The sequence below is a fragment of the Roseibium sediminis genome (assembly GCF_008711325.1).
Lineage (GTDB): Bacteria > Pseudomonadota > Alphaproteobacteria > Rhizobiales > Stappiaceae > Roseibium > Roseibium sediminis.
This window is the reverse complement of the sequence record NZ_VXDB01000009.1, coordinates 184,227-211,065: the sequence shown is the minus strand read 5'-3', so window position 1 is coordinate 211,065 and position 26,839 is coordinate 184,227. Positions and strand designations below refer to the sequence as shown.

Here is a 26,839-nt window from a genome sequence, read left to right as displayed (position 1 = left end):
GATCTCAGGCAGAAATTCCACTTATTGAAACGCCCAATTTTGCCGAGCCACCTCTAACCAACCGTTACGATATTTCTTAGCTGAATCCGAGGTGAAGTCTTCATAGCCAAACTCAAATCGCGCGTTTGCTGACCTGACTATGTTTTACTAGAAAATTTGATTGAAGGGCACCATCGCAAAAGTCAGCAGTGTTAACTTAGTCGCAGTTCCAAGTTCGCCCTACAACGTTTCATCAATTGCCCGCATAATTGCCGATCATTCATCGAGCCTTTACCCAGCGTCTTGTAGGAATTGCAAACACTGCGAGGAGTGCCTACATGAGTCGCAGAATTATGCGGGGTTAATTCGAATTTCAGGAAGGTTTGCATGTCCGATTTCAATGTCCAGATTGAGAAATCAAAGCAAGACGTGGCTGCTGCACGGCAGAAGATTGATGAGCTGACCGGCAAGATCGAGGCGGCTCACACGAAGCTCAAGACAGGCCAGGATATTTCGGTCGATATCGAGAACGCGACCCTTGAGGATGTGCATGCCCACACCGAGCTGATGGGCGCCAATATTGCCGAACTGATCATGGGCCTCGATGACGTAACAGCGAATTTTTCCAAGGACTTCGACGCCATGCGGTCCAAGACCGGGTGGGAGTCCTTTGTTGGCCTGTTCTCCAAGAACCGCTCCGACAGCATTCGTCAGGAGCGCATGCGCTCTGCAAGCATTGACGACAAGCTGCAGGACCTGATTTCCAAGTCGAATGTCATCAGCCAGCTGCTGCAGGAGCAGCTTGCAACGCTGAACGATCACAGCAAGCGCGTGGAAGGCAATCTGTCCGAGACGCTGAACCAGCGCGAACAGGCGGTGGAAGCGCTCGAAGGCATCAAGCAGCAGCTTGTTGCAATGGATCCGGAAATCATCGCACTTGAAAACAAGATTGCGGTTGAAACGGATGCCGCTGCCCGCACCAAACTGGAAAGCGAGCTGGCGGAGAAGAACGCAGAATATAACCGCCTCGCCCAGGAAGAGCAGGTCAAGCTGGCCGAAAGCCAGACGCTTGAGCGCTATATCGAAAAGGGCAAGACCTGGGTCGACAGCCTGCAGAACCAGGCCGCGACACAGATGGTTCTGATCAACAAGCTGCAGACAGACACCAAACAGCGTGTTGTCCTCTATGATGCCCTCGTCAAGTCGCTGAAGACGGCGCAGCAGCAGGATATCGCCCACAAGATCAACGAGATCGGCGTTGCGACCGACAAGGAAGCCCAGTCCGCCATGGCCGCTATCGGCTCGGCGACGAACCAACGCATGGCTGACATGATGGAAGCCCATGAGGACCATATGGTCTTTGCGCGCAGGGTTCTGGAAGAAAAGGCAAAGTCCGACGAACGTTTTGCCCGCCGCTTCGAGAAGATCGTAGAAAAGCACGACAAGAACGCCTACGGCGCTTGAGGGGTATAGGCCTTGGACCTGACCCTCGACCATCGCAAGCTTGAAGAAGCGCATGAAACACGGCGCTACTTCACCAAGTTCGAACGGATCATCACGCATCTTCGGACAGTCGCCGACAGCGTGGTATCGGAAGATACCGCGCTGGAAGCGGAAATTCCGATCCTGCAGGACTATCTCGGGGCGCTGGCTGGAACCTTTTCGGCCCTGTCCTTCAAGTATCTGCTGGCCAGCCGCGTTTCGGGCATGATGCCCAACCAGTTGACCATCGACAGGCACGAAAGCGGCTTTCCGATCTTTCAGGAAATCCTGCAGATGGCTAATGACGCCATGCAGGTGCCCAATCACCTGAAATCGCTTCCTTCCATGAAGGAACTGAAGCAGGGCATGGTGAACCATATCCTGCGCGAACAGACCGTACCGCTGAACCTGCAGTTCGCGGCTTCCCAGCGGCGCTACTATGAGCAGATCGCCAGCGGTCCGATCTTCTGGGCGCAAAACGATCCGCGCATCATCTGGGCCGAAGATGCCAATGTCCGCCGACGCAACTACCGCATTCACTGGGCGGTCTATGACAGCCAGCAGAACATTCCGCTGATCTATGTCATGGATGTCGAGGACAGCGGCAGTCGCCCCCTCGCTCACGATCATCGCCGATGGCCGCGGGTGCAGAGCCATCTGATCGCGCAGTCTTCTGCCGGTCTGAAGCTGGTGACGATTGCTAGCGGCTTCGACCGCGACTTTGACGATCTCCACCCGAAGCGGCTGAGACGGTTCTATGTAGGGCCGATGTACAGCCATGCGTTCACACAGCAATCGGGGCCCTTGCGGGAAGTTCTGGCGCAGGCAAGCAGCAAGCCGGGAGAAGACTGGGCTCTCGCCTGGACGACGGAAACCCTGCATGCAGCCTCTGTCACCCACGAACCGCTGGGCTTTTTCAGCACGGTGGAACGGCAGGTCTACAAGCTCGACCCGTTCGCTGCCCATGGCGCAAACCCGCAGGATGCTGCCGGCCACACACAGCAGCAGCGCTCGATCATTTTGCCGCAAAGCCCCTATCAGGTTCTGGCCGAACGCAACCCGCCGGGTTTTTCCAATATCCGCAAATACGCCGTGAGCCCCTCCGGCAAGATTATCAGCTACAAATAGGTTTCATCACGTGACACTTTCCACCGATCTCATGGAACTGAACGAAGACCGGATCCGCGCGAAATACACGCTTGCGGAAACCATGCTGGACGGCTTCGATCACACACCACGCATTGCCCGCAAGAGCGAACCAGACAGGGTTCAGGAGCGTTCCAGCGGTCTGGGAACACGGCGCCGGTTTCGGTCCACAACGCCGGGCCTTGTCACCCGTTCCACTGCCCGGCCGGACGGCGTCCAGTTGAGCAGCCGAATTCTTGAAAGTGACGAGGACGTTCTTACAACGCCGGTTCAGGCAAGTGTCCTGCGCGCCTTGCGGCGCTCTCTGGCTGTGGCACAAGTTGCCTCCGACCAGTTTGCAGAGCAATCCGGCCTTGCCGATCTGAAGCGCAAGAACCTTGCAGGATCGTTGGACGCGTCAGACAAGACGCGTTTTCAGGACCTTCTGAAGGCGTCTTCGCTGATCGTGCTGCATGTCTTTGCCAACATGACCGATTTCCTGCTCGCCGAGCTTGTCAGCGAAACGCAGGAAACCGAAGCGCAGAGCGGCGAGATCGAGGAAATCCTGCTGGACAACGACCAGCTGGCCCTGCATGGCATCCTCTGGGAGCTCGATCAGGAAATCGCCAGCGGTGTTTCCAACGATGCGGAGTTGGTGGCGATCCTTCGCTCGGCCTGCGAACAGGTCATGGAAAAGGTCACGCTTCGCGCGGAGAGCACCTCCCATCTGGACGCTTTCAACGCGGCGCACTACCGGGTTGAGGCGGACAATTTCGAGATCACCGGCTTCACCCCGGCTGCGCGGGCAAAATCGACAACGCTTGCGATGGCATTCAAGAAGCCGGAAGAAGTCATCGGCAACCACATTGCCAAGTATCAGTCGATGAAGCTGGCCAAGATGCTGATGGCCTATGACTTTCAGCGCAAGCTGAACCCGTTTGCCGAACTCGGCGGGTTCATCTTCACCTTCATGGGCGATGGCAAGCCGGGAACGGGCAAGACCACGCTCATCCAGATGATGGCCGGGTTGATCAGCGACTATTGCAACAACGCCGGTTACGCTTTCCGATACCAGAACCTGTCCACGGACAACATCGACAGCTACCAGGGCAAGTCCGGCCAGAACGCCAAGGCTTTCATCCGCAACATCATTGATCCTAACGTCATCGGCTTCGGCACGATTGATGATATCGACCAGCTTGCGGGCAAACGCGGCGATCGGCAGTCTTCCGCTGGTCAGTTGGAAATCACCGCCGTCCTGATGGAGAGCTTCGCCGGGGCGAACACGGTCGTGCGCGGCAACTGCACATTCGGCATGTTCTCAAACTATCCGGAGAACGTCGACGATGCCCTGCGGCAACGCGCAGGAGCCCGCTTCCTCGTTGATGGCCCACAGTCGCGGGAAGACTATATCGACATTCTCCACCTGCTGATGGGCAAGAACCACTCCATGCCGGTTGGAGATCATGATCTCTTCGAGGCACAGGCCATCAAGAAGGCTGTGGCCGCTTCCTACGACAAGCATTCGCGGCCGCAGGAAGACGGATTGGTCAAGGTGTTCGAAAAGGTACGCAACACCGTTGGCGATCTCGACACGATTGCGAAACTCGGGACTTATCTGAAGGCCATTCAGGAAGCAGACGAACGCTTTACCGGGCGCGCCATCAAGAACATCACCGATGCCGTAAAGGTGCGGGCGATGGATTTCGAGCTACCCAACGAATGGATGGAAAATCCGGATCTCTTCCTGTTCAAGGATTACGAGACCAAGAAGGCGATGATCGCAGACCTTGCCCAACCCATCACAGTTGACATGGTCATTCAGGAAATCAACCGCTACGCCGACAGTGAATTCCGCTATGCGGACAAATCGGACGAAGTCGCGATTGAGAACGCCGTTCGCGAAATGCAGCGCATGGAAGAGGCCAAACGCCGCTATATGGAAGTCAGCCGCTCATGATGAGGCTTGTCAAAAACGGTCTGATGTATGGCAACCTCTATGAGGTCAGTTCTCCAGCCATGGTGGAGCGGTATAACCGTGCAATGTACCAGCTGATCGGCCGTCGAACGGAACTTACCGAGTTTCACATCGACATTTCCGGCTTTTCGCCGGAAATCGGCGACGAGCTGGACGACATTTATTATCTGAACCCGAACGGTAGCAACCGTCAGTTCATTCTGCTGTCGCCCGAGCAGAAAAAGGCGCCTCTTTTGAATGCGCGGTTTTCAACCTCGCGTACAATCATCCGCAGCTACTTTGATCAGAACGAAGAACAACTCTTTGCCCTGACCGCCCGTGATGCCGTTGTCGGTGAGCTGGTCAATTCGGTCCTTGTCGTCAAGGAGCCCAAGGACCTCTTCTATATCCGTGACATCGTCGTCGAAGCGGACACGCTTGGCGGCCACGCCGAAGCAAGCGATGAACTTGCGGGCAAGATCGACCGCTTCATGAGCGAAGACGATGCCTGGTGGGATGATCTGCTGATTTCAGACATGATCACACTGGCCCGTCAGACCGGCGACATCGTGCGCTCCCCGATCAAGCTCACGCCACAAAGCTGCACACAAAAGAACTTCTACACCAGCCACTTTGGTGGCCTTTACATCTTTCAGGATGTCAGCCAGCCCGCCTGCATTTCGGTCTGGTCCAACAAACCGGGCGACGATATTCCGGTCAATGAAAGCTTCAACCTCACCGACCCGGAGTCAGTTGCTGCCTTCTTGTCCGTCAACGGCCTTGTTGAAACGCTGACAGCGAAATGGGTTCCGAACGCGCAGAGCATCATCAAGCAGAAGCTCGACTTCATCGCGATTGACACAGCAGCAAATGAGGGTGAAGACCTTTCGTATGTCTCCCGCCGCGACCTGCGCAACCTGATGCGCAAGTACCATGACAAGATGCCGGCGGAATACCATTCGCTTCGGCAGGTCTGGCTCTGCCTGAAGGCAGGCGGCAAGTTGCCGAAGGTTCCGGTCACCGACCCTGCCTATTTCTACCTTCTTCGGGCCCAGAACCATGCGGACAGGGATCTGGTCAACATGCTGCTCGCGCAGCTGACACCACTTGATTTCCGCCAGCTTTTCATCTGCCACAAAGATGCATTCTACGCCGCCTACAAGACATGGCACGAGCAGAAGAAGACCTATGTCGCCAAATTCCTGGCCGAGGAATACATGGTCGACAAGGTGGGAACCCGCGAAGAGCTTTTTGGTCCGGAACCGGCAATGGACACCGACTATGTCGATCTGGGTCTGGGCAGGAATGTAGGTCCCTGGGGAAGAATTCCCCGCGCTAGTGACCATGACCGATATGAAGACGATGAGGATGACGATTGATGAGAATACTCAAGTGGATAATCGGTATCCCGCTCGTCCTGTTCCTGGTCGCCTTTGCTCACTACACGCTGCCGGGTCGTGACATCGTCCGCATTGTCGGCACGGACGTGAAGCGCATGGATATCGGGTCTTCGTCCTGGTTCTGGGCGGCACCGGATGCGGGCACGAATAGCAGCTGGACCCGTGATGTCCGCTTCATCAACACCGTCTGGCCGGACGGAGAACCGCGGGTCTATCGGAACGAGGATACGGACTGGGGCTGGCCGCCCTACTTCAAGTTCGACAGCAGCAACATCACCGCGCAGGCGCAGGATCTGGCGAAGAAGGACAAGGATGTCTGGGTGGCCGTGACCCATTACGGCTGGCGGATAAAGCTGTTCACGATCTTTCCGAACGCGATTTCCATGAAGGAAGTCGAGGGACCGGATGTGTTCCTGATCCCGTGGTTCAATATCCTGTTCCTCGCAGTCGTTGCTGCCATCCTGTTTGTCGCAGCCCGGACGCTCGCCATCTTCAAGCGAGATCACGTTGACCCGATCGTCGACAAGGTCGACGACTTTGTGGACGATGTGAGCGAAAACGCTGAGCAGGCCCACAAGACCGTGAGGGAAAACGCCACAACCGCCACCTCCGGTTTCCGCCGCTGGCTGAAACGCTGGTTTGGATAAAAATGGCTGCTTCAGAGTTGGCGACGCGTATCAGTCGCCAACCCTCACCCAGGAATTATGCGAGGTTACTCTGCAGTTTGGCGCGCTGCCCATGATCGCGGCAACTTCCGTGGGCAAGGCGATCTGAACGGTGGAGAGATGCTCGATCCTCTCTTCTGATGCCACGGTCAGCTTCCACACCAATTTGCTGCCCTGCCCTTGTCCTTTCGGGATCTGATTGAAGAGCTGCGAGAACACTTCCGCACTCCACGCATCCTCGCCCGCTGTTCGCCACTTAAGCGAGCCCAGTCCTTCAGCCTTGAGGCGTTTGGTCATTTCCAGCTGGTCAGGATGAAAGGGTATTTCGAAGGTCAACCGACGTGGCGCCTGCCACTCTGCCGGTAGTGCCCCTGGTGACATGGGGAAAGCCTTCTGCATCATTGGCGGACAACCATCCATTTTCGTTGCCCCGATATGTGCTTTCCAGAGACCCGACTTGGGCTGCAGGCCTTTGAAGAAAGCAATTTCGTCCTTTCCATCCCCTCCGCAGGCCTGATCTATCGCGCCACGGGGTCGTGTATCCCAACGGGTACCGCCAACGCCGGTTACCAGCACCGCGTCTCGTGACGGCGCAAGACCCGCACCCGCATTCAACGCCGCAGCTTCCACAGCCTCAAAGGACACGTCGGAAATGTAGAAATATGCCCCGGAGCCCGTGCAATTGGCGACGATTGCCTTCTCACCAGCCTCTGTACGCGTCGAGAGGCAAGAACCTGCAAGAACAATACAGGCCAAAAGCAAGGTGGATTTGAACTCGAAACGCAGTGTGCTGGATCGCTTGGAAAATATCATTGGGCTGCCTTTCGGGAGGGAGCCAGAAGATCAAGCAACTGCTGGCCATTGAGTGCAGCCGGCTGTCCTGATGCTCCTCCAACAACAAGATTGGACCTGATCAACCCGAACTCTGCCTCGGAGATGTAGGGTGTAAACTCGCACAAGAGCTGGTTCGCAGCTGCCTCGCGGCAGTTCTCGCCCTCGTCCTGATTGAGCCCGATCAGCTTGAAGTTTCCACCGCGATCCCGATCAAAGAACCATGTGGAATAGCGGCCATCTTCTCGTTGTCTGGCCGCTTCCACTGACCAAAGCGCAGGCATGCGTCCGGAAATCACGGGCGGATTGGGATATTTGAACTCGCACGCCTCATCCGCGCATCTTCGGATCACTTCACCTGTCGTCAGGGTGAACTGCAATGTCTGCAAGGCGCGAACGAGATCGTCATCTGATTGATCCGGGTCGGCACACAGGCTTCCCGCACGGGTCAGATAACACCCTCTGTCACCAAGCGGCCAGTTTTCGGGGTTGAGCCAGATCGAGTGCGCCGAACCTGTCTTTTGAACGAATTCGGCCCTTGGGTGCGGAGAAGCCGCCTGGACATCTGCAACCCAGTTTTCCGGCAGATAAAAGGCAAGTCCGCTCTCTTGGTCGCGAATGTCGCAACTTGGGGTCGTCTTGTCGCCAGGCAAGCAGCGATGAGGATAGTCTGACCATGCTTTTCCTCCGGCTTCCTTTCCGTTTTCGCACCTATCCGGCCCATGCCCCAAAGCATCCGCACAAGCTTGTCCTTCCATCTCACCCGCTTGCATTGCTCCAAGCAGGGCATTCAGGACCGCCCCTTGATCGATCTCGCCGTTTGGGCCAGCATTTTGGGCAGCCCCCAAAAGCGCGTTGAGCATTGCCTTGGTCTGCGGGTCTTCGCCTGCCATCTGCTTCATCACTTCGCCTGCAAAATCGGGTGCGCTGACAGGTGCAGGAGGAGCGCTGACGATAGGCACTGATACCGGTTGCCAGATCAGCGTCGCCTTGATGAGCTGAAAGGCCGACAGGACCTCCACATCCGAACTGGAAAACATGCAGAACTGCCCAAGGTCTCCAACGTCCTCGCACGGGCCGTTGAAACTGGACCACTGATGCGGCCCCAACACAAAGGCGTCATTTGACCCGGTGCGGAAGACATTCACATGTGGCGGCACTCGAACGCCGGCTTCCTGCTGTCCGGCAGTGTAGGCTTCCTGTGACGGCTGATCCGTCCACCAACCAGCAGGCAGCAGAAACGACAGTCCAGTGGCGGCATCGGTGATCTGACAGGGGGCCGGACCTGCACAGGCGTAGACACTGTCCTCGCCAACCTCGTGCTGGTACGTTCCCACCGCCCCCTGTTCAGTACCGCCGCGTTGTTCGGTACCGGCCTCTACCTTTTTGCGAAGCGCTCCCGCACCGGTGGCATCGTCCTGCACGGTTCCAACTTCGATCTGAACCCGAGCCTTTTCCACCCGATCCCAGGCGGTATTGGTACTGACATAAACAATGTCGTAGGTTCCCGGCTCTTCCGGAGCTGTCAGCTTGTTGCCTTCCGAAAGGCTGGCGAGGGTAACCGCCCAGCCAATCTGTGTGTCGCCCTGCCAGATTTCGATGTGATCGCTTCGCATCTGGCTGCCTGTCGACTGGATCTGGATCTCCGCGCCCGGTTCAACGGAAACTGGCGCCATCAGACTGACTTCAGGATCGGTCTCCGCAACGATCTCCAGTTCCTCAAGAACCTCCTCGCCCCAGGTTTCCAGCTTCAGAATATAGCGACCCGGCTCTGCCGGCAGGTTGATGCTCGCCGACTTGGAGCCTTCCTTGCCATCAACAGTCGAATAGGTAATGGACTCGCCACCAGCTGAATAAAGTCTCAGCGCAAAGGCAGCCCCTCCTTCTTCCTGCCCGGCTTGCAGGAACCTGAGGTCAATGACCACGCTTTCTCCGCGCGCCGCGTAGGGTCCGCGATCCCGCAGCGCTATCACCGGAAGCTGCCCTTTCATGACAACATAAATGTCTTGCGGCTCGGAGCCGACGACGAACGACGTCTCACCCCGTCCCGCTTTCGCGGTAACAATGGCTGTATAGGCCCCAGCTGCCACCTCGATTGGGAACGCCTGATAGCGCGCGTCTCCACTCACTGTCGCCAGCACCTTCTCAAGACCGGTTTGCTCATCGCGCAAGGTCCACTGATAACTGTCAGGCATCGAACCGGGATAGGAAAAGAACAACCGGGTTCCCACAGGAGCAGCAGCCGGTATTTCGGCACTTACACGAGCCAGCGCTTCAGCAAGCTCTGCGCCGGATTGGGGCCGCATCAAAAGCCCGCCTGTTGCCTCGGGAACACATGCGAGCGTGTTGGCCTCTGCTACCGTCAAGCCAAAGCCGACCACATGCGCGCGAAGCTTGATCCCCTCATTGGCAAGGCTTTTTGCCACTTCACACGGATCCACCCCACAGGTCTCCAGACCATCGGTCACGAGAACGATATCGGCTTCCTCAGCCGTGCGCGGCACCTCCCGGGCGGCCAGAAGCAGGGACTGACCAAGCGGCGTCTTGCCTTTCGGGCTGATCCTGTCGAGGCGCTGGGCAAGCACCACTGCCCCTTGTCCGCTCACCGGTGAAATCACTTCAATATCAGAACAGTCACCTTTCCTGTTGTGACCATAGGCGACAGCCCCAAGCGGCACGCTTGCATCCCGGGACAACAGAAAACCACCCAAGACGTCTCGGGCGACTTCGATTTTGGTCTGACCATCCTTCAGCCGCCCCCACATGGACCCGGACGCATCAAGGATCAGAACGGTCGCCTTGTCCGCCTCCGCAGCAACTGCGATCGAAGGTGATGAAACTGGTACAGCCTGGGCGATCAGAAGAGCGAAGAGCAGAGCCCACGTCCGATCCCGCCTGATGGTTTTGTTCCAACAGGCAACCAACAACCTGAAAACGTGCAACATTCCTGATCTCTCATTTCAAACCGGGACCAGACGCACTTTGGGGTTATAAAGCGTTGGTCTTGTCAAAATGGAGGATAGGAACACCGTGTCGCAGCGTCTTGGGCGATGCGGCACTCAAATTCGGGGAATATGGCACAGCAGCCCGTTTGGCCGCCTATCGCGCCCCGAGAGCTTGGGCGCGAACATCCCTTGGTGTCATTCCATAGGTTCTGCGGAACCGGGCGTTGAACCAGGAAAGATCGCCGAATCCGGCATCCATGGCAATTTGGGAGATCCCCGAACCGGCATGCGCCGGGTCGCATAACATGCAATAGGCAAGTGCCAATTTCCGGCTGGCGACGAAGTCTCCAAAGGACATCCCCTCGCCTTCAAACAAGGACCGCAGATATCTCGGACTGATGCCGTGTCGGCGGGTCATCCAGTCGGCAGACAAGTCCGGCGAAGTAAGATGTCTCTCGACGTCCGCCTTGATAGCCTTCAGGCGCGCGGCCCGAACCCCTCTGCCAGCGGCAATTTCCGCGGCATCCCGCGTTGCCCCCAGTGCCATCAGGGCGAGATCCTGAACATGGCTTGCACATTGCGCTGTTTCCCCCGGAGCCAATTGCCCCAACTCGTCGTGTAAACTGCGGGCATAGGTGAAAAATAGCCGCCATTGCGGCGTCAATGACGTTGCCTTGCGAAGCACATCGTTGAGGCCACCGGTAGCTGAGGCAAGGTGCACGCGCGGGACGGAAACATAGAACCCCTCCGTAGGTTCCCCGTTGAACTTCAACGTCCCGGCCACATCCCCCGGATCGGCATAAACGAGGCCGGGCATCAGGTGCTCCTGTTCCCCTCCCGTTTGATGGATGGAGCAACTACCGGACAAGGGTATGTGGAACATGACGTTGTCACCGGACTCTTGCGCATGCGTCTTCGTCCGGATCGCTGTCGATGGCGAATGAGACCCGTGTCCGACAATCAGCTCATGCAGCACCCCGATCCGTGTTTCGGAGCGAAAAGACTGCAAATCCTCGGGTATGAAGTCCACTTTCGTGATTGTCGCGACGACATCCCGAAATTCGTCAACCCGGCGGCTAACGTCTAAATCCTGCGAGCGAATGGCAAAAAGCGTCACAGTTCACGCTCCAACAACACAAGAAAACCCTGAACACAAACGAACCGCTACGTTAAGTCCCACCGAGGCAATTGCAAGGATATCCTTGGCCTTTCCTGACGTTGCAAAAACCGCCAACGCTTATCCCGCTCCATTTGCGACAATTCCCATCATGGCTGCGTTTTGGACTTGCGGGAAACTGAAATTCAGCGAACGGTGGGAGCGTCTTGGTAATTTCCGGGGGGATAGACGCCAAAATGCCTGGTCAGAATCTACCGTTTTCGAAGGGCGAATACGAAAGACGCCTGAAACTCGTTCGCGAAGAAATGGCCGCGCGCGGCATGGATGTCCTCTTCATCGAAGACCCCTCAAACATGGCCTGGATAACCGGCTATGACGGTTGGTCGTTCTATGTCCATCAGGGCGTCGTGGTGTTTCATGATTCTGACCCGATCTGGTGGGGACGGCGCCAGGACGCAAACGGCGCGCGCCGGACGGTCTGGATGCCGGATGATCATGTCCGGTTCTATCTTGACCATTTTGTTCAATCGACGGTTCGCCATCCCATGCAGGACCTCGCAGCCCTTCTGGCAGACCGGGGATATGCCAACAAGCGGATCGGCGTAGAGCTTGAAAACTACTATTTCTCGGCCAAGGCCTACCTCACCCTGCAGGCAGAATTGCCCAATGCGGCTTTTGTCGATGCAACTGCACTGGTGAACTGGAAGCGCGGCATCAAATCTGCTGAAGAAATCACCTTGATGCGCAAGGCCGCCCGGATATCCGAGAAGATCATCGACGGGATTTATGCCCGGGCCGAACCGGGCGCCCGCAAGGCAGATCTGGTCGCGGAAATCTATGCTGACGCCATTCGTGGTCTGGATGATGCCTGGGGCGACTATCCGGCCATTGTGCCCCTTTTGCCGAGCGGGTCGTCCGCAGCTGCCCCACATCTGACGTGGGATGGCGGCGCACTGCAGAAAGGCGAAGCAACGTTCTTCGAGATATCCGGCTGCTTCCGCCGCTACCATGCTCCGCTTTGCCGGACTGTCTTTCTGGGCAAGCCACCGCAATTTATGCGCGATGCTGAAAAGGCGCTTGTCGAGGGGCTTGAAGCTGGTCTCGACAAGGCGCGCGCAGGCAACACCGCTGGCGATATCTACCGCGCCCTCGCCGCCCCGCTGGAGCGCGCTGGGATCGAGCGAGGGGCACGAGCAGGATACCCGATCGGAATTTCCTATCCCCCCGACTGGGGCGAGCGCACAGTCTCCATTCGCGATGAAGATACAACCGTCCTGCAACCCGGCATGACCTTCCATTTCATGCCGGGCCTGTGGATGGACGATTGGGGAATGGAAATTACCGAGAGCATTCTGATAACTGAAACAGGACCTGCAGAATGCTTCTGCAGCAAACCGCGCGAACTCCACGTGAAAGACTAGCCCCGGAATGAGTGACACCTATCTTGAGGATGCAAAACGCATCCTCGGCGACCTTATTGCGTTCCCGTCCGTTTCCTCTCGAAGCAACAGGGATCTGATTGAATATGCCCGCTCGTATCTGGAGGAACTGGGAGCATCGACCCGTGTCATCGTTGCCCCGGATGGCACTCGGGCCAATCTCTTTGCCACACTCGGGCCGGAGATTGACGGTGGCATCGTCCTGTCCGGACATAGTGACGTTGTTCCCGCGGAAGCCGATGACTGGACCTCGGACCCTTTCAAGATGCGCGAAGCAGACGGGCTTCTCTATGGTCGTGGCGCCTGTGACATGAAGGGTTTCATTGCTGCGTGCCTTGCCATGGCTCCGCACTATGCATCCCTCGACCTGAAACGCCCCTTGCATTTCGCCCTCACCTATGACGAGGAAATCGGCTGCTTCGGTGCCCAGCATCTCATCAGCGAATTGAAGATGTTCGGCATTCGCCCCTCGGTCGCCATCGTGGGCGAGCCGACCGAAATGCGGGTCATCGAGGGCCACAAGGGGTCCTTTGAATACACCACCCACTTCTGCGGCACGGACGGACATGGATCGGACCCGGACAAGGGCGTGAATGCGATCCATTTTGCCGCGCGTTACATTACGAAGATGCTGGATCTTGGAGCGGAGGTTCGCGCGCGCAGACATCCTTCCGCCAATCGTTTCGACCCACCCTACACCACCGTCCAGGTCGGCACGATAGAGGGCGGGTCCGCGCGGAACGTCATCGCCAAGAACTGCTCCATCGACTGGGAAATCAGACCGGTGGATCCGCAGGACAGCGAGGACATCAAGCGTGGATTGTCCGATTATTGCAGCGATACACTCCTGCCGGAGATGCAGAAAGTCTATCCCGACGCCGATATCCGAATGGAAATTGTCGGGGAAGTTGCCGGACTGCAGATCGCAGATGAAAACGAGGCTCGGGACATCGTCTGCGCCCTGACAGGCAATGACCAGTGTGACGTTGTGGCCTTTGGAACAGAAGCCGGTCTCTTTCAGGAAATCGGAATGTCCGTGGTTGTCTGCGGTCCGGGCTCCATCGTTCAGGCCCATAAACCGGACGAGTTCGTCAGTCTGGACCAGATGGACCAGTGCCTGAAAATGCTGGAACGCCTGTCAGATCATCTAACCTGACAGGCATTTCCCGTCAGGCGACCTCAAACCAGGTGTTCATCCCGGCAGCAGCATGTTCCAGCATGTGGCAATGGAACAGCCACTTGCCGGGATTGTCTGCGACAAAGGCAATCCTGACTTTCTGGCTCGGCCCGATCAGGAACGTGTCGCGCCAGCGTGCGCTTTCATCAACTGTCGACCCTTCCCGTTCAACAACACGGAAATGGTGGCCGTGAGTGTGCATGGCGTGAACGAAGGATGTTTCATTCCGCACCTCGACAACGATCGTCTCACCCTGTTTTGCTGAAAAGAACGGTGTGTCGGACAAATTGGCGACGCCGTTGAAGGCCCAGACCTGACCGGTCCGGCGAAAATCCTCACCTTCCAGAACCTTGCCATTGTAGCGCGTTTCGACAAATTGCCCCATCGCACCACCTGTCATTTCAAGCGTGTAGGTAGATGCAGATGAAAGATCAGGCTCGGGCAAAGTGCCAGCCGTCGGCAATTTGACCTCGGCAACGGCAGCTCCTTCATTGTCCTTCACAGAAAACTCGACAAAGGAGAACCTGTCCCCGCGGGTCACAAGCTGAAGCGGGAAATCCTTGTCTGCCCTGATCAGCAGGTCCATGCGCTGGGCCGGTCCGATCAGCAAGGGGTCTGACGGGATTGTTTCCGGCTCGGGCAAGGTCTGGCCGTCATAGGCGAGAATTGATCCCTCCGCCCCGTCTGCGCCGATCTCCATCACGCGTGCATTGGCGACATTGATAAGCCGGACCCGGTAAGCCTCTCCACGCTTGAGCGGAAATACGGGAGCGCTGTCGCCGTTGACGGTCAGATAATTGCCGAGGCGACCGGCGTGGCTCCAGTCCATAAGGTTTCCAAGGCTTTCAAGATCGAGATTGCCATCGTCACGCAAGCGCCAGTCATCAATCACAACGGTGATATCGTGGTCCCGGTCAAAGGCCGGCTCGACCTCCTCCACGATTAGCGGGCCATAAAGTCCGCGCGCGACCTGGTTCCAGCTGCGATTATGGGCGTGATACCAGTAGGTTCCGGCGTCGGGCACCACAAAATCATATTCAAACGTTCCACCTGGCGGAACCGGGTCTTGCGTCAGTCCGGCAACGCCGTCCATGTCATTTTGAATTCGGATGCCGTGCCAGTGGATGGAGGTGGGTTCTTCCAGATTGTTGATCAATCGAACCTTGACCCGTTCACCCGCTTTCACACGGATTTGCGGTCCCGGATTGCTGGCATTGTAAGCCCACAGATCCGCCTCGACATCGCCGTCCGTATAAAGCTTTTTCTTTGCCGGTCCGGCCGTGATTTCGAAAAACCCGTCTGAAGCGCGTGCAAAGGAGAACGCAGGGGCTACAGCAGCAACGGCAGCTATGCCACCAGTCAAAGCAAGCATCTGGCGTCTGTTGATCATGATCACCTGTTCCATCCGGTTTCTGGCCTCGCCACGAGGCGACTTGCAATAACTATTTGGTCTTTATTCCGGCGTTTCAATGGCAGTGAGGCCTCAGACGAAAAATCCGTTGTTTCGTTATGCTCCGATTTGCTGAAATCATCAGGTCATCATTACGGCGGTTGCCGGGACTACGGGAGAAACTTGATGAAAGTCGGTTTTATCGGGCTGGGGAATGTTGGAGGAAAACTGTCTGGCTCACTGCTTCGAAACGGCATTGACCTTACGGTACACGATCTGAACGAGAAACTTGTCAGCGATTTTGTCGCACAAGGAGCAAAGGCGGCAACGAGCCCGGCGCAATTGATGCGCGAATGCGATGCGGTCATCACGTGTCTCCCCTCGCCCTCGGCTTCTGATGCCGTCATGCAGGAGATGCTGCCCGAGGTGAAGCCGGGCAAGATCTGGATGGAGATGTCGACCACCGATGAAGCCGAGGTCAAACGGCTTGGCGCCATGGTTATCGAGCGCGGTGGAGCGGCAGTCGACTGCCCGGTTTCCGGTGGGTGCCATCGGGCAGCGACCGGGAACATCTCGATTTTCGCGGGCTGCGACCGCGCAACGTTTGAACGGATCCTGCCGTTCCTGACCACTATGGGACGTCGCATTCTCCACACGGGTGATCTCGGTTCTGCATCCGTGCTGAAAGTCATCACCAACTTCCTGGCGACCGCCAATCTCATCACCTGTACGGAAGCGCTGGTGACTGCCAAGGCGGCAGGCATGGACCTCAACACCGCCTATGAGGCGATCAAGATCAGTTCAGGCACCAGCTTTGTCCATGAGACGGAAAGTCAGGTGATCCTGAACGGCTCACGCGATATTTCCTTCACGATGGATCTAGTGAAAAAGGATATCGGGCTGTTTCAGGCTGTTGCCGATCGTGCCGGTGTACCGCTGGAAATGAACCCCTTGATGATCAAGATATTCGACGACGGCATTGCCCGTTATGGCGAGCGCGAACTCTCTCCCAACATCATCAAGCGCCTTGAGGAAGCAACCGGTCTCGATATCAGAGCCCCCGGTTTCCCGCCGGAAATGGTAGACGACGAGCCTGAAGAACCGGGCTATGAAGTCGTTCCGCAAGGACGCGCCTGACAGGCGCGTCCTACTTGTTGCTTAAAGGCCTGGATCACGCGCGGAACGGCGGGCGAACCTTCAGTTCCTGAAAATCTTCCAGTCCGAAAATGCCGCCTTCGCGGCCATTGCCGGATTGCTTGTAGCCACCAAAGGGTGAGCCGTAGCCGGAATCGCAGCCGTTGATGTGTATGCCGCCAGCGCGAAGCTGCGGAACAACACGTTCGGCCCGTGCTTCATCCCCCGTCTGAAGATAGGCAGCAAGACCATATTCGGTGTCGTTGGCAAGGCGGACGGCTTCTTCTTCCGTGTCGAACGGCATCATCACCAGAACCGGGCCGAAGATCTCCTGACGGGCAATACGCATGTCCGGAGAGACGTCGGCGAAAATGGTCGGCTTGACGAACCACCCCTTTTCCAGTCCTTCGGGCTTGCCGAGACCGCCAACAAGAACGCGCGCGCCCTCATCGATGCCGGCCTGAATCAGAGCCTGAACGCGGTCGTACTGGATCTGGTCAAACAGCGGACCGATGTGATCGCCTTCCTCGCTCGGGTCGCCAACACGTTGCGCAGCGCCTGCGGCGGCTGCAATCTCCAGCGCCTTGTCATAGCAGCTGCGCTCGACAAGCATTCGGGTCGGCGCATTGCAGGACTGGCCGGTGTTGTAGAAGCAGCCCGCAACACTTTCGGCAACGCGGGTTTCCAGATCACAATCGGCAAAGACAAGGTTTGGCGACTTGCCGCCAAGTTCCAGCGTAACGCGCTTCACCGTGTCTGCAGAATCCTTTGTCACCTGAACACCAGCACGGGTCGAACCGGTGAAGGACATCATGGCAATGTCCGGGTGGCGCGACAAAGCAGAGCCGACCGTCGGGCCATCCCCGTAGACAAGATTGAAGACACCCGCCGGATATCCCGCCTCATGGACAATCTCGGCGTAGATCTGTGCCGACAGCGGCGTATGTTCTGACGGCTTCAGCACACAGGTCGACCCTGTCGCCAGGGCCGGTATCACCTTCAACGCGATCTGGTTGATCGGCCAGTTCCACGGCGTGATCAGCCCGCAAACGCCAATCGGCTCGCGAGTCAGGATATCGCCATTGGGAAGAACTTCCCGTTCCTCCTGGGATTCGAGCGCCTTGATGAACCACTTCAAATGCCCAATGCCGCAATGAGCCTGCGAATTGCGCGCCATGGTGATCGGAGCACCCATTTCGGTGGAAATGGCGTGTGCGAGATCATCGAGCCGCTTCTTCGTCTCATCCAGCAGCCGGTTAAGGCCCTCAAGCCGATCAGCCTTTGTTGTGCGCGAATAGCTCTCGAAGGCCGTCTTGGCAGCGGCAACCGCCCGATTGACGTCTTCTTCGTTGCCGAGCGAAACTGTGCCGATTTGCTCATTCAGCGCCGGGTTCATGATGGGCATTGAAGCCTTGGAGACCGGCTCCACCCAGGACCCGTCGATATAGAACTTGTCGAGCATTTTCATTTCAGATCTGTTCCCGTTTTCAGGCGTTTACGCTCATTGCGATCGGACAGCATGACGTGCCGTCGATGTCAGGGCACGACTGGATCATGCGCCATGTCCAGATGCAAGGCCCCATCGGTGTATGGATTGGCTTCAATGAAACCATCGTTCAGCTCCACCCCGAGCCCCGGTTCGGTTGGTGGAATGACATAGCCTTCCTGCCACTCGATCCGGGACGAGACACAGGACATGTAAGACCCCTCAAAGGTTCCGATGCTTTCTAGGATCAGGAAGTTTGGGCTGCAGGTTGCGATCTGGATGTTGGCTGCAGCCACAACCGGCCCGCAATACAGATGCGGCGCGATCTGCGCCTGCCGGGTTTCCGCCATGCCGGCAATCTTCTTTGCTTCCAGCAGGCCGCCGACGCGCCCAAGATTCATTTGCAGAATGGAAGCCGCACCAGCTTCCAGAACCCGCGCAAACTCCTGCTTGGTGCAAAGCCTTTCGCCTGCCGCTATCGGTATGCAGGTATATCGGGCTATTTCGGCCATGTCCGCAGGGTTTTCCGGCGTCGTCGGTTCCTCGAACCAGAGTGGATCATAAGGCTCCAGCCGCCGTGCCATGCGCTTGGCGCCGGACACGGTGAACTGGCCGTGGGTGCCGAACAGAATATCTGCCCGCGTTCCGACCGCCTCCCGGATCGTCCGGCAGAAGCCTTCACTCAGATCCAGATCCTCCAAGCGCGGCTGGTGCCCGTCATAGATTGAATAGGGCCCGGCGGGATCAAACTTCACCGCCGTAAAGCCGAGATCGACCATCCGCACTGCCACCTCTGCAGCGAGATCGGGATCGTTATAGACATTCGGCTTGGCAGGATCGGGATAGACATCCCCGGTCGGCGGATAAAGATAAGTGTAGCTGCGAAGCCGCTCGTGAACCTTGCCACCGAGCAGCTCGTAGACAGGCTTGTCCGCCGCCTTGCCGATAATGTCCCAGCAGGCCATCTCCAGAGCGCTGAGAACACCCATCACCGTTATATCGGGACGCTGGGTGAAACCCGCACTGTAGGTCCGCCGCCATAGTCGCTCGATGTGATGCGGATCGCTGCCTTCAAAATGACGCTCAAACACATCCACGGCCATGGCAGCGCATAACTGCGGGCCAAAAGTCGCGTTATAGATTTCCCCGACACCCGTGATCCCGCAGGCCGTCGTCAACCGCACGAAGATGAAATATCGCCCACCATGGCGTGGCGGTGGATTGGCGACAACGAATGTCTCGATCTTCTCAAGCCGCACTATATCCTCCCGTTTCACCAGCTCTGGCGTCTTCCAGAATAAGATCAGCCGCACGAAGCGCCAGCATCATCGTCGGCGCGTTTGTGTTGCCTGAGGTTATGTTCGGAAAGGCCGAAGCATCAACCACCCTGAGGCCCTCAACGCCGTGAACCCTCAATCGGCTGTCCAGCACAGAATCCCCCGCATCACGCCCCATCCGGCACGTACAGGTCGGATGATAGTTGGTCACCGCCTTCTCGCGGAAATTCGCCAGCATTTCGTCATCGCTCATCCGCTTTACATCCGGTCCCTTGCAAGCAACCGTCACGCGCCTCATGGTCGGGGCACGTGCGAGCGCGCGGATCAAATGCAACGCCTTCACTGCGTCCGCGCGGTCCTTTTCGGTCGACAGCGAATTTGGCTGGATGAGCGGTGGAACCGTCGGATCAGAAGACGTAATTCGAATTTCGCCTCGGCTCGTCGGGCGACAGGGTTGTCCGCACAGCAAAAATCCGGGTTCGGAATCTATGACCGGTTGCCCGTCTGATCGGATCGAATAGGACGCCGGGTTGCAGTACGCCTGCAGGTCCGGAACAGGCTCATCCGGTGATGAACGCACAAACCCGCCGACCTGATTGACCGGAACGCTGAGCGGCCCGCTCCGCATCAAGAGGTATTGAAGTCCGGCCTTTAATTGCCCGAGCTTTCCGGAAATCCGCGAATTCAAGGTCGGCTCACTGGCCTCAAAATAGTGCGAAATTGTCAGGTGGTCCTGCAGACCACGCCCAACCTCGCGCAGGTCCTGCGCCACGTCGATCCCCATAGATTGAAGGAGCTCTCCCGGACCAATGCCGGAAAGCTGCAGAAGCTGCGGCGTGTTGACGGCGCCTGCGCTGACAATGACCTCTCTGCGGGCGTGAACCCTGACCAGTTCGCCACCCTGCCGATACTGCACGCCAATTGCTCGCCGATCTCGCATGAGGATCTTGTCCACCAGAACCGTGCTGACAAGCTGAACATTGGACCGCCGGAGCGCCGGTCTAAAAAAGGCATCGGCAGACGACCAGCGGCGTCCCCGATGGACGTTGCTTCGATAGTAGGAGAACCCTTCCGGCGACTGACCGTTCATGTCTTTTGTCAGCGGAAATCCGATCTCCTCGGCGGCCTCCAGAAAACGCCGTGAAAACGGATGCATCCGCTCCCCGAGATCGGAAACAACAAGCGCGCCGTCTCCGCGACAGACGCTGGACCCATCCGCTCTCGTTTCACAGTGCCTTTCCAGCCGATCGTAGGTCGCCCAGACTGTTTCCGCGTTCCAACCCGTTGCCCCGGCACGCTCCCAATCATCAAAGTCGTGGGGAAGCCCGCGCAGATAGGCCATGGCATTGATGGAGCCTGATCCGCCGACAACCTTGCCGCGCGGCCAATAGGCGGCCCGACCATTGAGCCCCTCGTCCGGTTCGGCAGTATAGCGCCAGTTCACGGCTGCATCGAAGAAGGTGAAGGCATAGCCGAGTGGAACCTTTATCCAGAACCTGGAATCCGTTCCGCCAGCTTCCAGCACAAGGACAGAGTGCTTGCCCGAAGCACTGAGGCGATCGGCAAGCACGCACCCCGCCGAACCGGCTCCCACGATGATGTAGTCAAATTCGCTCACGTCCACGACCCGCGATCCCGTTGGACAAACACCGAGAATGCAAGTTGGTCGCAGCCACAGCTTCAAAACAAACAATGGTTTTAGTTGCTGACACCCCATTTTTTTTAAAGCAAGAATGGAGACAACGGAGGAACTGAACCATGGCCACCCTGCCGCACGTCACCTGGCTTCGGGCCTTTGAGTCTGCTGCCCGAAATGCCAGCTTCTCGGCAGCTGCAGAAGAACTCAACCTCACACCCGCAGCGGTCAGCCAGCAGATCAAGTTGCTGGAGCATCACCTTGGCGCACAATTGTTCATTCGACTGCCGAGAGGTGTCGCCCTGACTGACATTGGTCATGCCTACGCGCAGCCGGTTCGGAAATCCTTTGCCGACATGCAGCAGGCGACAAACAGTCTCTTTTCCTCAAAACGACGACGCACCGTGCGTGTTCACGCATCCATCAGCTACGCCGCACTGGTTCTGGCGCCTCATTTGTGGTCTTTCCATCACGCCTTTCCGGATATTGACCTGCAGATGACCACCGCTGTCTGGACAGACCGGATTGAAGACGAAACCATTGATGTCGAGATCCGTTTCGGACACGGAGACTGGCAAGACGGCGATATTCACCATCTTGGCCACCGTCTGGCGGAAGTGGTCTGTCACCCGGCCCTCGCCTCATCACTGGGCAAGACCTTATCGCTCGCGACCCTTTACAGGCACGCCGTGCAAATCATCGGGTCGGAAACGGACTGGGCGCAGATGTTCACGATTGCAGGGGAAGATCAGCCCGCCACGATTGGGACCATGAAGGCGGATTCCTCCCTGATCGCCCTGCAGATCATTGCAGGTAGCAGCGGTGCCGCAATCGTGTCGGAAGAATTCTCCCGGCGCTATGTCGAACAGGGCTTGCTTGTCTCCCCGCTCGACCTTCGTCTGCCACTTGCCCGCAGCTTCTTCCTCGTCATGCGCGAAACCACCAGCCAGCGCAGCGAGGTTGTTGCGTTCAGGGACTGGCTCTTGTCCCTACAACCGTCCGCATCCTTATCCGGCTAACGTTTTGTATCCACTGGCCCCGATTACACCCGTTCACCGTCGCTTCCGAAAAAATGGGTCCGGTTTGGATCAAAGCTCAGGCCGACAAGCTCGCCCTCACCATATGTGGCGTCTCCAACGGTCCGCACATTGATCTTTCCAAGCGGGCCACAGTCGACAATCGAGAAACTGTCCGCTCCAAGATATTCGACAAAATCGACGACACCGTCGCATTGCCCTTCCCCCTCGGCCACCATGGTGATGTGCTCGGGGCGGATGCCGATCTCGGACGGCCCGCCGTCGCCAGAATAGGCCCCACCGCGCGCACCTTCCAGAGTGTAGGTACCGCAACTGGAGCTGCACGGCATGATGTTCATCTTCGGGCTGCCGATGAACTGGGCGACGAAGCGGTTGGCCGGTCGCTCATAAAGCTCGCGCGGCGTACCGACCTGCGCAATGCGCCCGAACTCAAGGACCACGATCCGGTCGGCCAGCGTCATTGCTTCCACCTGATCATGGGTCACGTAGATCATGGTGGTCTTCAGCTGCTCATGCAGCTTGGCAATTTCGTACCGCATCTCAACGCGTAGCGCTGCATCCAGATTTGAAAGCGGTTCGTCGAACAGAAAGGCTGTCGGATTGCGGACAATGGACCGGCCTATGGCAACGCGCTGGCGCTGCCCCCCGGATAGGTCCTTCGGCCTGCGGTCAAGATATGGCTCCAGTTTGAGAACATCTGCTGCGGCATTCACCTTCTCGGCAATCTCGGCCTTCGGCGCACCTGCAGTCTTGAGGCCGAACCCCATGTTGTCGCGCACCGACATATGCGGATAAAGCGCATAGGACTGGAACACCATGGAAAGCCCGCGCTTGGATGGCGGCTCTGCCGTCTGGTCTGTTCCATCAATCAGCAGCTGACCGCGGGAGATGTCCTCAAGTCCACCAATCATGCGCAGCAAGGTTGACTTGCCACAGCCTGATGGTCCGACAAAGACAATGAATTCGCCCTTTTCGATGGAAAGGTCCACGCCCTTGATGACCTGAGCCTGCCCGTACCATTTCTCGATGGCCTGAAGTTCGATCGCCCCCATCAGCTCTCTCCCCTGTCCTGTTTGGATGCCCAGCCCAGCCAAACCGCAGCAGTCCATGTGAAGGACTTCCCTCCTGCGGGCGATCCGTCGGTGGGGTCGAAATATTCGGCAAAGCCATGGTCGTTCAGAAGGTCATGGGTGACTTGTCGCAAGCGACCCGCCAGCGGGTGATTGAAGTCCTCCAGCCCCAGTCCAATCAGGAAATTCATGAAGGCCCATGTCGGGCCGCGCCAATAGCGTTTTGCATCGAACTTCTCGCTGGAGGGATCAAGGCTCGCAGCGCCATAGGGTACAGCAGCAAGAGAGCGGTCCAGATGTTCTGCCTGTCTTGCGGACTCGATGCCAGCCAACCAGCAAAGATAGGAAGCGTTCGTGATGCTTCCGGTCCATGCACCGGTCTTGGTGTCGCGGGAATCGTAGCTGCCCAGATCTTCATTCCAAAGGGTTCGGGCACCGGCTTCCAACAGAGCGATTTCATCGGCAATTCCGGTTGTATCCAGCCCGAGACGAACGCCCATCAAAAGCAGGTCCCGATGCGCTCGCAAAAGCAGGAAGGTCATGGTCGGATCGGCAACCCGGAAGGGATTTTCCTCCAGAAGCGCGGCCTGATTCCAACCGAACCGCCGGCCCATCTGAACCAGCCAGATATAACGGTCATAATCGTATTTTGTCGGTCGCATGGAGCTGTCGACATGCGATGTGTCGCGGCGGGTGTATTCCCCAACGCCAACCGGATCGATGCGCGCCATGACATCATCCCAGTCCGGCGCATTGTCACGCCCGGCTTCCCAAGGGTGGGTGACGCAGACCGCGCCTTCATCAAGGCGCCATTTCAGGAACCACTCGTGCCATGCCCGCAGCTTCGGCCAAAGCGCCCGAAGGCGCTCTTCACCGGCTTGCATGTCCTTCTCCCAAACGAGACGGGCCATAGTGGCAGCAACCGGCGGCTGCGTGATGCCGGATGACGGGATCGGTCCAACACCGCCCCACACATCAGGACCAGGAAAATAGCCGGGGTCCGGCTTGTGAAACAGGATATGCGGCACCATTCCGTCCGGCCACTGGCCGGTGAAGAGGGTTTCCAGCTCCTGCCATGCGCGGTCAATATCGAACTCTGCAAAGCCCATGGCGGCGATGGCACTGTCCCAGTTCCACTGATAGGGATAAAGGCCAGCTGTCGGGATCGTGTACCCGCCACGATCGTTCTGGACGAGGATGTTTCGCGCTTCCTCGGTGCGGTTAACGTGAGACAACATGTGACTATCCTTTGACGGAACCTGCAGTCAGGCCCTTGGTCATGAAACGTTCAAGGCCCAGGAACAGCGCCATGATCGGAACGGTGGCGATCACCGCACCCGCCATGAGGTGTTGTCTGGGAATTTCAGATGAGTTGAGGCTCGAAATTCCGCGTGTCAGCGTGAATTTCGAGGGATCGTCAAGCAGCATGAACGCGAGCAGAAACTCGTTCCAGGCAATCATGAAAACGTAGAGAGAGACCGAGGCGAGCGCCGGCAAGGCCAGTGGCAAGGTGATCTTCCAGATCACCGCAAGGCGCGACAGCCCATCCATCAGCCCGGCTTCCTCCACCTCGCTGGGCAGGCCACGGAAATAGCCCTGCAACATGTAGAGCGCGACAGGAATGGTTGTCACCGGATAGATCAGGACAATGCCAAGGATGGAATTGCGCAGACCCGTCATGGAAAAGGCGATGTAGATCGGCAGCGCCAGAACGATCATTGGCACCATGTAGATCAACAGGATCGAGCGGGAAAACGCCGCCCTTCCCCGAAAGCGCAGCCGCGCCACCGCATAGGCACCCGGTACGCTGAAGAGCAGCGTCACGAAAACGGTGATTACTGAAATGGCGAAGGAGTTGACGAGGTAGGTCCCGAAGTTGAAGTCCTGAAACAGCTCCTGATAGGACCGCAGCAATCCAAAGCCCTTGGACAGGTCGATCGAGAAATCCAGCGGGTTCTGCAACAGCTCCGACTGGTTTTTCAGACTGGTCATGACCATGACGTAGAACGGGATCAGGACAATCGCAGTGAAGAAAATGTAGCCGAAACCGGTCAGGAAGCGGATGACCGCCTCTTCAAAAACATGACGTGTGAGCGCAGCTCTACCCACGCCATCAAGGATCACCATCAGACCCAGAACACCAAATCCGGCGACGGCCCCGTGGCCGAGTATGGCCGGCAGCAGCCCGACCTCTCCGGACACCATCGGACCATAGCCAAGATATCCGATTGCACCGACCATCATGCCGAATCCTCTGGCAATCATCCGGCCGTGGATGACAGCCACACCCGCCAGAACACCCCAAAGCAGAGACAGCCCCACGGACGGCCTGAATGCCGCACCGGTGGCAAAGCTCATGACAATGGCAACGGTCGTGGAAATGACGACAAACCAGAGGGCACCGAGAACGGGCGCAGTTACATATCCTTGCCGAAAAAGTCTCATAGCCCTTCCTCCCGGCTGACGTATTTCAGGAAGAAAAACGAGAAGAACAGCAGGCAGCTGAAGATGATGACCGCAACTGCCGCCCCTGCACCGATATTGGAAATCGCGAAGGCCTGCTCATAGACGTCGACGGTCAAGGTCCGCGTCCCGGCATTTCCACCGGTCAGCAGGAAAATGTCGTCAAACTTGTTGAACGTCCAGATGAAGCGCAGCAGGAACAGGACCGACAGGATACCCAAAAGCTGCGGCAGGCTGAGATACCAGAACTTCTGGAACGGACTAGCGCCATCCATGTCGGCAGCCTCGTACATGTCGCTGTCGATGCTTTGCATGCGCGCAAGAATGAACAGGAAGGACAGCGGGAAATAACGCCAGATTTCGAAAACCGTGACCATGATGAGCGCAAGCGGCCGTTCGCCGAAGAAATTGATCGCGCTGTCCGTCATACCCATTTGCACAAGAAGCGCATTGGCGCTGCCCGAAAACGGATCGAAAAGAATGAGCCATGAAAAGGCGACCGCGATGACCGGGGCGACATAGGGAAAGAGGTAGAGCCCCCGCAAAATCCCCTACCCCTTGAAGGACTTGTTCAAGAGCAGAGCGGCAAAGAGACCAACGACAAGCGCGCCGATTGTGCCGAAGACAGTGTAGAACAGGGTGACCCCGAGAACCTGACTGAATTCTTCGCCATCAAAAACCCGAATGAAATTGTCGAAAGTAAAAGTCGCATTGGTCAGGATGCTGTCCGCGTCTCCGCTCACCCTCGGCTCGCTGGCTTCAAGCGCCTGTTCCGCTGCGTCCTTGTCCGTGGTTGAAACGGATATCCGGATGCGCTCGTTATAGCCGCCTTCCAGTTCCTCAAACACACAGCGCAAGGTCTGCCCCGAGACGGTACAGCCATCCGGCAAGTCGCCAGAAATGGTGACACTGTCCGGGATCGTATCAGTCAGCACCACATCGCGAATGGGTTTGTCCTGACTGGAATTCCTGAGACGATACTCAATGCGCAGATCTTCCCCACTCCCGCGAAGCGCTTCCTTCAGGAGCGGCTGCGGCGGGCGAAGGTCAGCCAGACCAATGGGTTTGACGCTGATCCAGAAGATCGCAAGCAAAGGCAGAACAACGACAAGCGCCACGCTGATGATTGTAGGTGCAAGAAGCCCCCACGCCAGACGTGCCTCTCGCCGCGCCAGTGGGGTGGTCCCGACTGGCGGAAGAGATGAAACAGACATGAGCATGATCCGTAG

General features: G+C 57.5%; 21 protein-coding genes. 9 read left to right on the top strand and 12 right to left on the bottom strand.

Annotated features, from left to right (window positions below; translation table 11 throughout):
* The first annotated feature begins 366 nt into the window (after positions 1-366).
* The 5 genes from F0155_RS11415 to F0155_RS11395 are packed head-to-tail and all read left to right on the top strand — an operon-like array spanning position 367 to position 6,590.
* Entirely contained in the window at positions 367-1,443 is a 1,077-nt protein-coding gene (locus F0155_RS11415) for a GumC domain-containing protein (protein ID WP_150524641.1), read from the top strand.
* Between the two features lie 12 nt (positions 1,444-1,455).
* Positions 1,456-2,589 (top strand): hypothetical protein, encoded by a 1,134-nt coding sequence (locus F0155_RS11410; protein WP_150524640.1) that lies wholly within the window; start codon positions 1,456-1,458, stop codon positions 2,587-2,589.
* Positions 2,590-2,599: 10 nt separating this feature from the next.
* Complete coding sequence (locus tag F0155_RS11405; RefSeq protein ID WP_150524639.1) at positions 2,600-4,546, top strand: AAA family ATPase; 1,947 nt, start codon at positions 2,600-2,602, stop codon at positions 4,544-4,546.
* Positions 4,543-5,922, top strand: a complete 1,380-nt coding sequence (locus F0155_RS11400; protein WP_150524638.1) for a DUF6638 family protein — start codon at positions 4,543-4,545, stop codon at positions 5,920-5,922. The genes F0155_RS11405 and F0155_RS11400 overlap by 4 nt, the downstream gene beginning before the upstream one ends.
* Complete coding sequence (locus tag F0155_RS11395; protein ID WP_150524637.1) at positions 5,922-6,590, top strand: DUF1523 family protein; 669 nt, start codon at positions 5,922-5,924, stop codon at positions 6,588-6,590. Before F0155_RS11400 ends, F0155_RS11395 begins: the two co-directional genes overlap by 1 nt.
* A gap of 30 nt (positions 6,591-6,620) precedes the next feature.
* Here F0155_RS11395 and F0155_RS11390 read toward each other — a convergent pair whose 3' ends face one another.
* The 3 genes from F0155_RS11390 to F0155_RS11380 form a co-directional block, all read right to left on the bottom strand.
* Positions 6,621-7,421, bottom strand: coding sequence for a hypothetical protein (locus F0155_RS11390; protein ID WP_150524636.1), 801 nt, complete (start codon positions 7,419-7,421; stop codon positions 6,621-6,623).
* Positions 7,418-10,384, bottom strand: coding sequence for a vWA domain-containing protein (locus F0155_RS11385; RefSeq protein WP_150524635.1), 2,967 nt, complete (start codon positions 10,382-10,384; stop codon positions 7,418-7,420). The genes F0155_RS11390 and F0155_RS11385 overlap by 4 nt, the downstream gene beginning before the upstream one ends.
* Before the next feature lie 154 nt (positions 10,385-10,538).
* The gene (locus F0155_RS11380; RefSeq protein WP_150524634.1) at positions 10,539-11,501 is read right to left on the bottom strand and encodes a helix-turn-helix transcriptional regulator; all 963 of its coding nucleotides are present in this window, start codon (positions 11,499-11,501) and stop codon (positions 10,539-10,541) included.
* A 236-nt stretch (positions 11,502-11,737) separates the two neighbouring features.
* Between F0155_RS11380 and F0155_RS11375 the strand changes: the two genes are divergently transcribed.
* Entirely contained in the window at positions 11,738-12,922 is a 1,185-nt protein-coding gene (locus F0155_RS11375; RefSeq protein WP_150524633.1) for a M24 family metallopeptidase, read from the top strand.
* Positions 12,923-12,929: 7 nt separating this feature from the next.
* Positions 12,930-14,096 carry an acetylornithine deacetylase gene (gene argE, locus F0155_RS11370; RefSeq protein WP_150524632.1) on the top strand — a complete coding sequence of 389 codons (1,167 nt, stop codon included), beginning with the start codon at positions 12,930-12,932 and terminating at the stop codon, positions 14,094-14,096.
* 13 nt (positions 14,097-14,109) lie between these two features.
* Here argE and F0155_RS11365 read toward each other — a convergent pair whose 3' ends face one another.
* A complete protein-coding gene (locus tag F0155_RS11365) occupies positions 14,110-15,507 on the bottom strand; it encodes a multicopper oxidase family protein (protein ID WP_150524631.1) in 1,398 nt (465 codons plus the stop codon).
* Between the two features lie 186 nt (positions 15,508-15,693).
* Here F0155_RS11365 and F0155_RS11360 point away from each other — a divergent pair, with 186 nt between their 5' ends.
* Positions 15,694-16,644, top strand: a complete 951-nt coding sequence (locus F0155_RS11360) for an NAD(P)-dependent oxidoreductase (RefSeq protein WP_150524630.1) — start codon at positions 15,694-15,696, stop codon at positions 16,642-16,644.
* Positions 16,645-16,678: 34 nt separating this feature from the next.
* On the opposite strand, the gene F0155_RS11355 is transcribed toward F0155_RS11360, so the two are convergent.
* The 3 genes from F0155_RS11355 to F0155_RS11345 all read right to left on the bottom strand — a co-directional run bounded on the left by F0155_RS11355 (position 16,679) and on the right by F0155_RS11345 (position 21,022).
* The gene (locus F0155_RS11355; RefSeq protein ID WP_208999239.1) at positions 16,679-18,103 is read right to left on the bottom strand and encodes an aldehyde dehydrogenase family protein; all 1,425 of its coding nucleotides are present in this window, start codon (positions 18,101-18,103) and stop codon (positions 16,679-16,681) included.
* Positions 18,104-18,177: 74 nt separating this feature from the next.
* Positions 18,178-19,386: a mandelate racemase/muconate lactonizing enzyme family protein gene (locus F0155_RS11350; protein ID WP_150524628.1), complete on the bottom strand. Its 1,209-nt coding sequence runs from the start codon at positions 19,384-19,386 to the stop codon at positions 18,178-18,180.
* Positions 19,376-21,022, bottom strand: coding sequence for a GMC family oxidoreductase (locus F0155_RS11345; protein ID WP_208999235.1), 1,647 nt, complete (start codon positions 21,020-21,022; stop codon positions 19,376-19,378). The genes F0155_RS11350 and F0155_RS11345 overlap by 11 nt, the downstream gene beginning before the upstream one ends.
* 140 nt (positions 21,023-21,162) lie before the next feature.
* Between F0155_RS11345 and F0155_RS11340 the strand changes: the two genes are divergently transcribed.
* Complete coding sequence (locus tag F0155_RS11340) at positions 21,163-22,059, top strand: LysR family transcriptional regulator (RefSeq protein ID WP_150524626.1); 897 nt, start codon at positions 21,163-21,165, stop codon at positions 22,057-22,059.
* Positions 22,060-22,082: 23 nt separating this feature from the next.
* Here F0155_RS11340 and F0155_RS11335 read toward each other — a convergent pair whose 3' ends face one another.
* The 5 genes from F0155_RS11335 to F0155_RS23800 are packed head-to-tail and all read right to left on the bottom strand — an operon-like array spanning position 22,083 to position 26,824.
* Positions 22,083-23,129 carry an ABC transporter ATP-binding protein gene (locus F0155_RS11335; protein ID WP_150524625.1) on the bottom strand — a complete coding sequence of 349 codons (1,047 nt, stop codon included), beginning with the start codon at positions 23,127-23,129 and terminating at the stop codon, positions 22,083-22,085.
* Positions 23,129-24,385, bottom strand: a complete 1,257-nt coding sequence (locus tag F0155_RS11330) for an MGH1-like glycoside hydrolase domain-containing protein (protein WP_150524624.1) — start codon at positions 24,383-24,385, stop codon at positions 23,129-23,131. The genes F0155_RS11335 and F0155_RS11330 overlap by 1 nt, the downstream gene beginning before the upstream one ends.
* 4 nt (positions 24,386-24,389) lie before the next feature.
* Positions 24,390-25,592 carry a carbohydrate ABC transporter permease gene (locus tag F0155_RS11325; RefSeq protein WP_150524623.1) on the bottom strand — a complete coding sequence of 401 codons (1,203 nt, stop codon included), beginning with the start codon at positions 25,590-25,592 and terminating at the stop codon, positions 24,390-24,392.
* A complete protein-coding gene (locus F0155_RS23805) occupies positions 25,589-26,155 on the bottom strand; it encodes a carbohydrate ABC transporter permease (RefSeq protein ID WP_208999234.1) in 567 nt (188 codons plus the stop codon). Before F0155_RS23805 ends, F0155_RS11325 begins: the two co-directional genes overlap by 4 nt.
* Positions 26,156-26,161: 6 nt before the next feature.
* Positions 26,162-26,824 (bottom strand): sugar ABC transporter permease, encoded by a 663-nt coding sequence (locus F0155_RS23800; protein ID WP_208999233.1) that lies wholly within the window; start codon positions 26,822-26,824, stop codon positions 26,162-26,164.
* Positions 26,825-26,839 lie beyond the last annotated feature (15 nt).

Excerpts from the sequence above, each read along its gene's own strand:
- F0155_RS11415 (WP_150524641.1), top strand. The coding sequence starts at position 367 with ATGTCCGATTTCAATGTCCAGATTGAGAAATCAAAGCAAGACGTGGCT.
- F0155_RS11400 (WP_150524638.1), top strand. The coding sequence starts at position 4,543 with ATGATGAGGCTTGTCAAAAACGGTCTGATGTATGGCAACCTCTATGAG.
- F0155_RS11395 (WP_150524637.1), top strand. The coding sequence starts at position 5,922 with ATGAGAATACTCAAGTGGATAATCGGTATCCCGCTCGTCCTGTTCCTG.
- F0155_RS11390 (WP_150524636.1), bottom strand. The coding sequence starts at position 7,421 with ATGATATTTTCCAAGCGATCCAGCACACTGCGTTTCGAGTTCAAATCC.
- F0155_RS11385 (WP_150524635.1), bottom strand. The coding sequence starts at position 10,384 with ATGTTGCACGTTTTCAGGTTGTTGGTTGCCTGTTGGAACAAAACCATC.
- F0155_RS11375 (WP_150524633.1), top strand. The coding sequence starts at position 11,738 with ATGCCTGGTCAGAATCTACCGTTTTCGAAGGGCGAATACGAAAGACGC.
- argE (WP_150524632.1), top strand. The coding sequence starts at position 12,930 with ATGAGTGACACCTATCTTGAGGATGCAAAACGCATCCTCGGCGACCTT.
- F0155_RS11365 (WP_150524631.1), bottom strand. The coding sequence starts at position 15,507 with ATGATCAACAGACGCCAGATGCTTGCTTTGACTGGTGGCATAGCTGCC.
- F0155_RS11360 (WP_150524630.1), top strand. The coding sequence starts at position 15,694 with ATGAAAGTCGGTTTTATCGGGCTGGGGAATGTTGGAGGAAAACTGTCT.
- F0155_RS11355 (WP_208999239.1), bottom strand. The coding sequence starts at position 18,103 with ATGCTCGACAAGTTCTATATCGACGGGTCCTGGGTGGAGCCGGTCTCC.
- F0155_RS11340 (WP_150524626.1), top strand. The coding sequence starts at position 21,163 with ATGGCCACCCTGCCGCACGTCACCTGGCTTCGGGCCTTTGAGTCTGCT.
- F0155_RS11335 (WP_150524625.1), bottom strand. The coding sequence starts at position 23,129 with ATGGGGGCGATCGAACTTCAGGCCATCGAGAAATGGTACGGGCAGGCT.
- F0155_RS11330 (WP_150524624.1), bottom strand. The coding sequence starts at position 24,385 with ATGTTGTCTCACGTTAACCGCACCGAGGAAGCGCGAAACATCCTCGTC.
- F0155_RS11325 (WP_150524623.1), bottom strand. The coding sequence starts at position 25,592 with ATGAGACTTTTTCGGCAAGGATATGTAACTGCGCCCGTTCTCGGTGCC.
- F0155_RS23800 (WP_208999233.1), bottom strand. The coding sequence starts at position 26,824 with ATGTCTGTTTCATCTCTTCCGCCAGTCGGGACCACCCCACTGGCGCGG.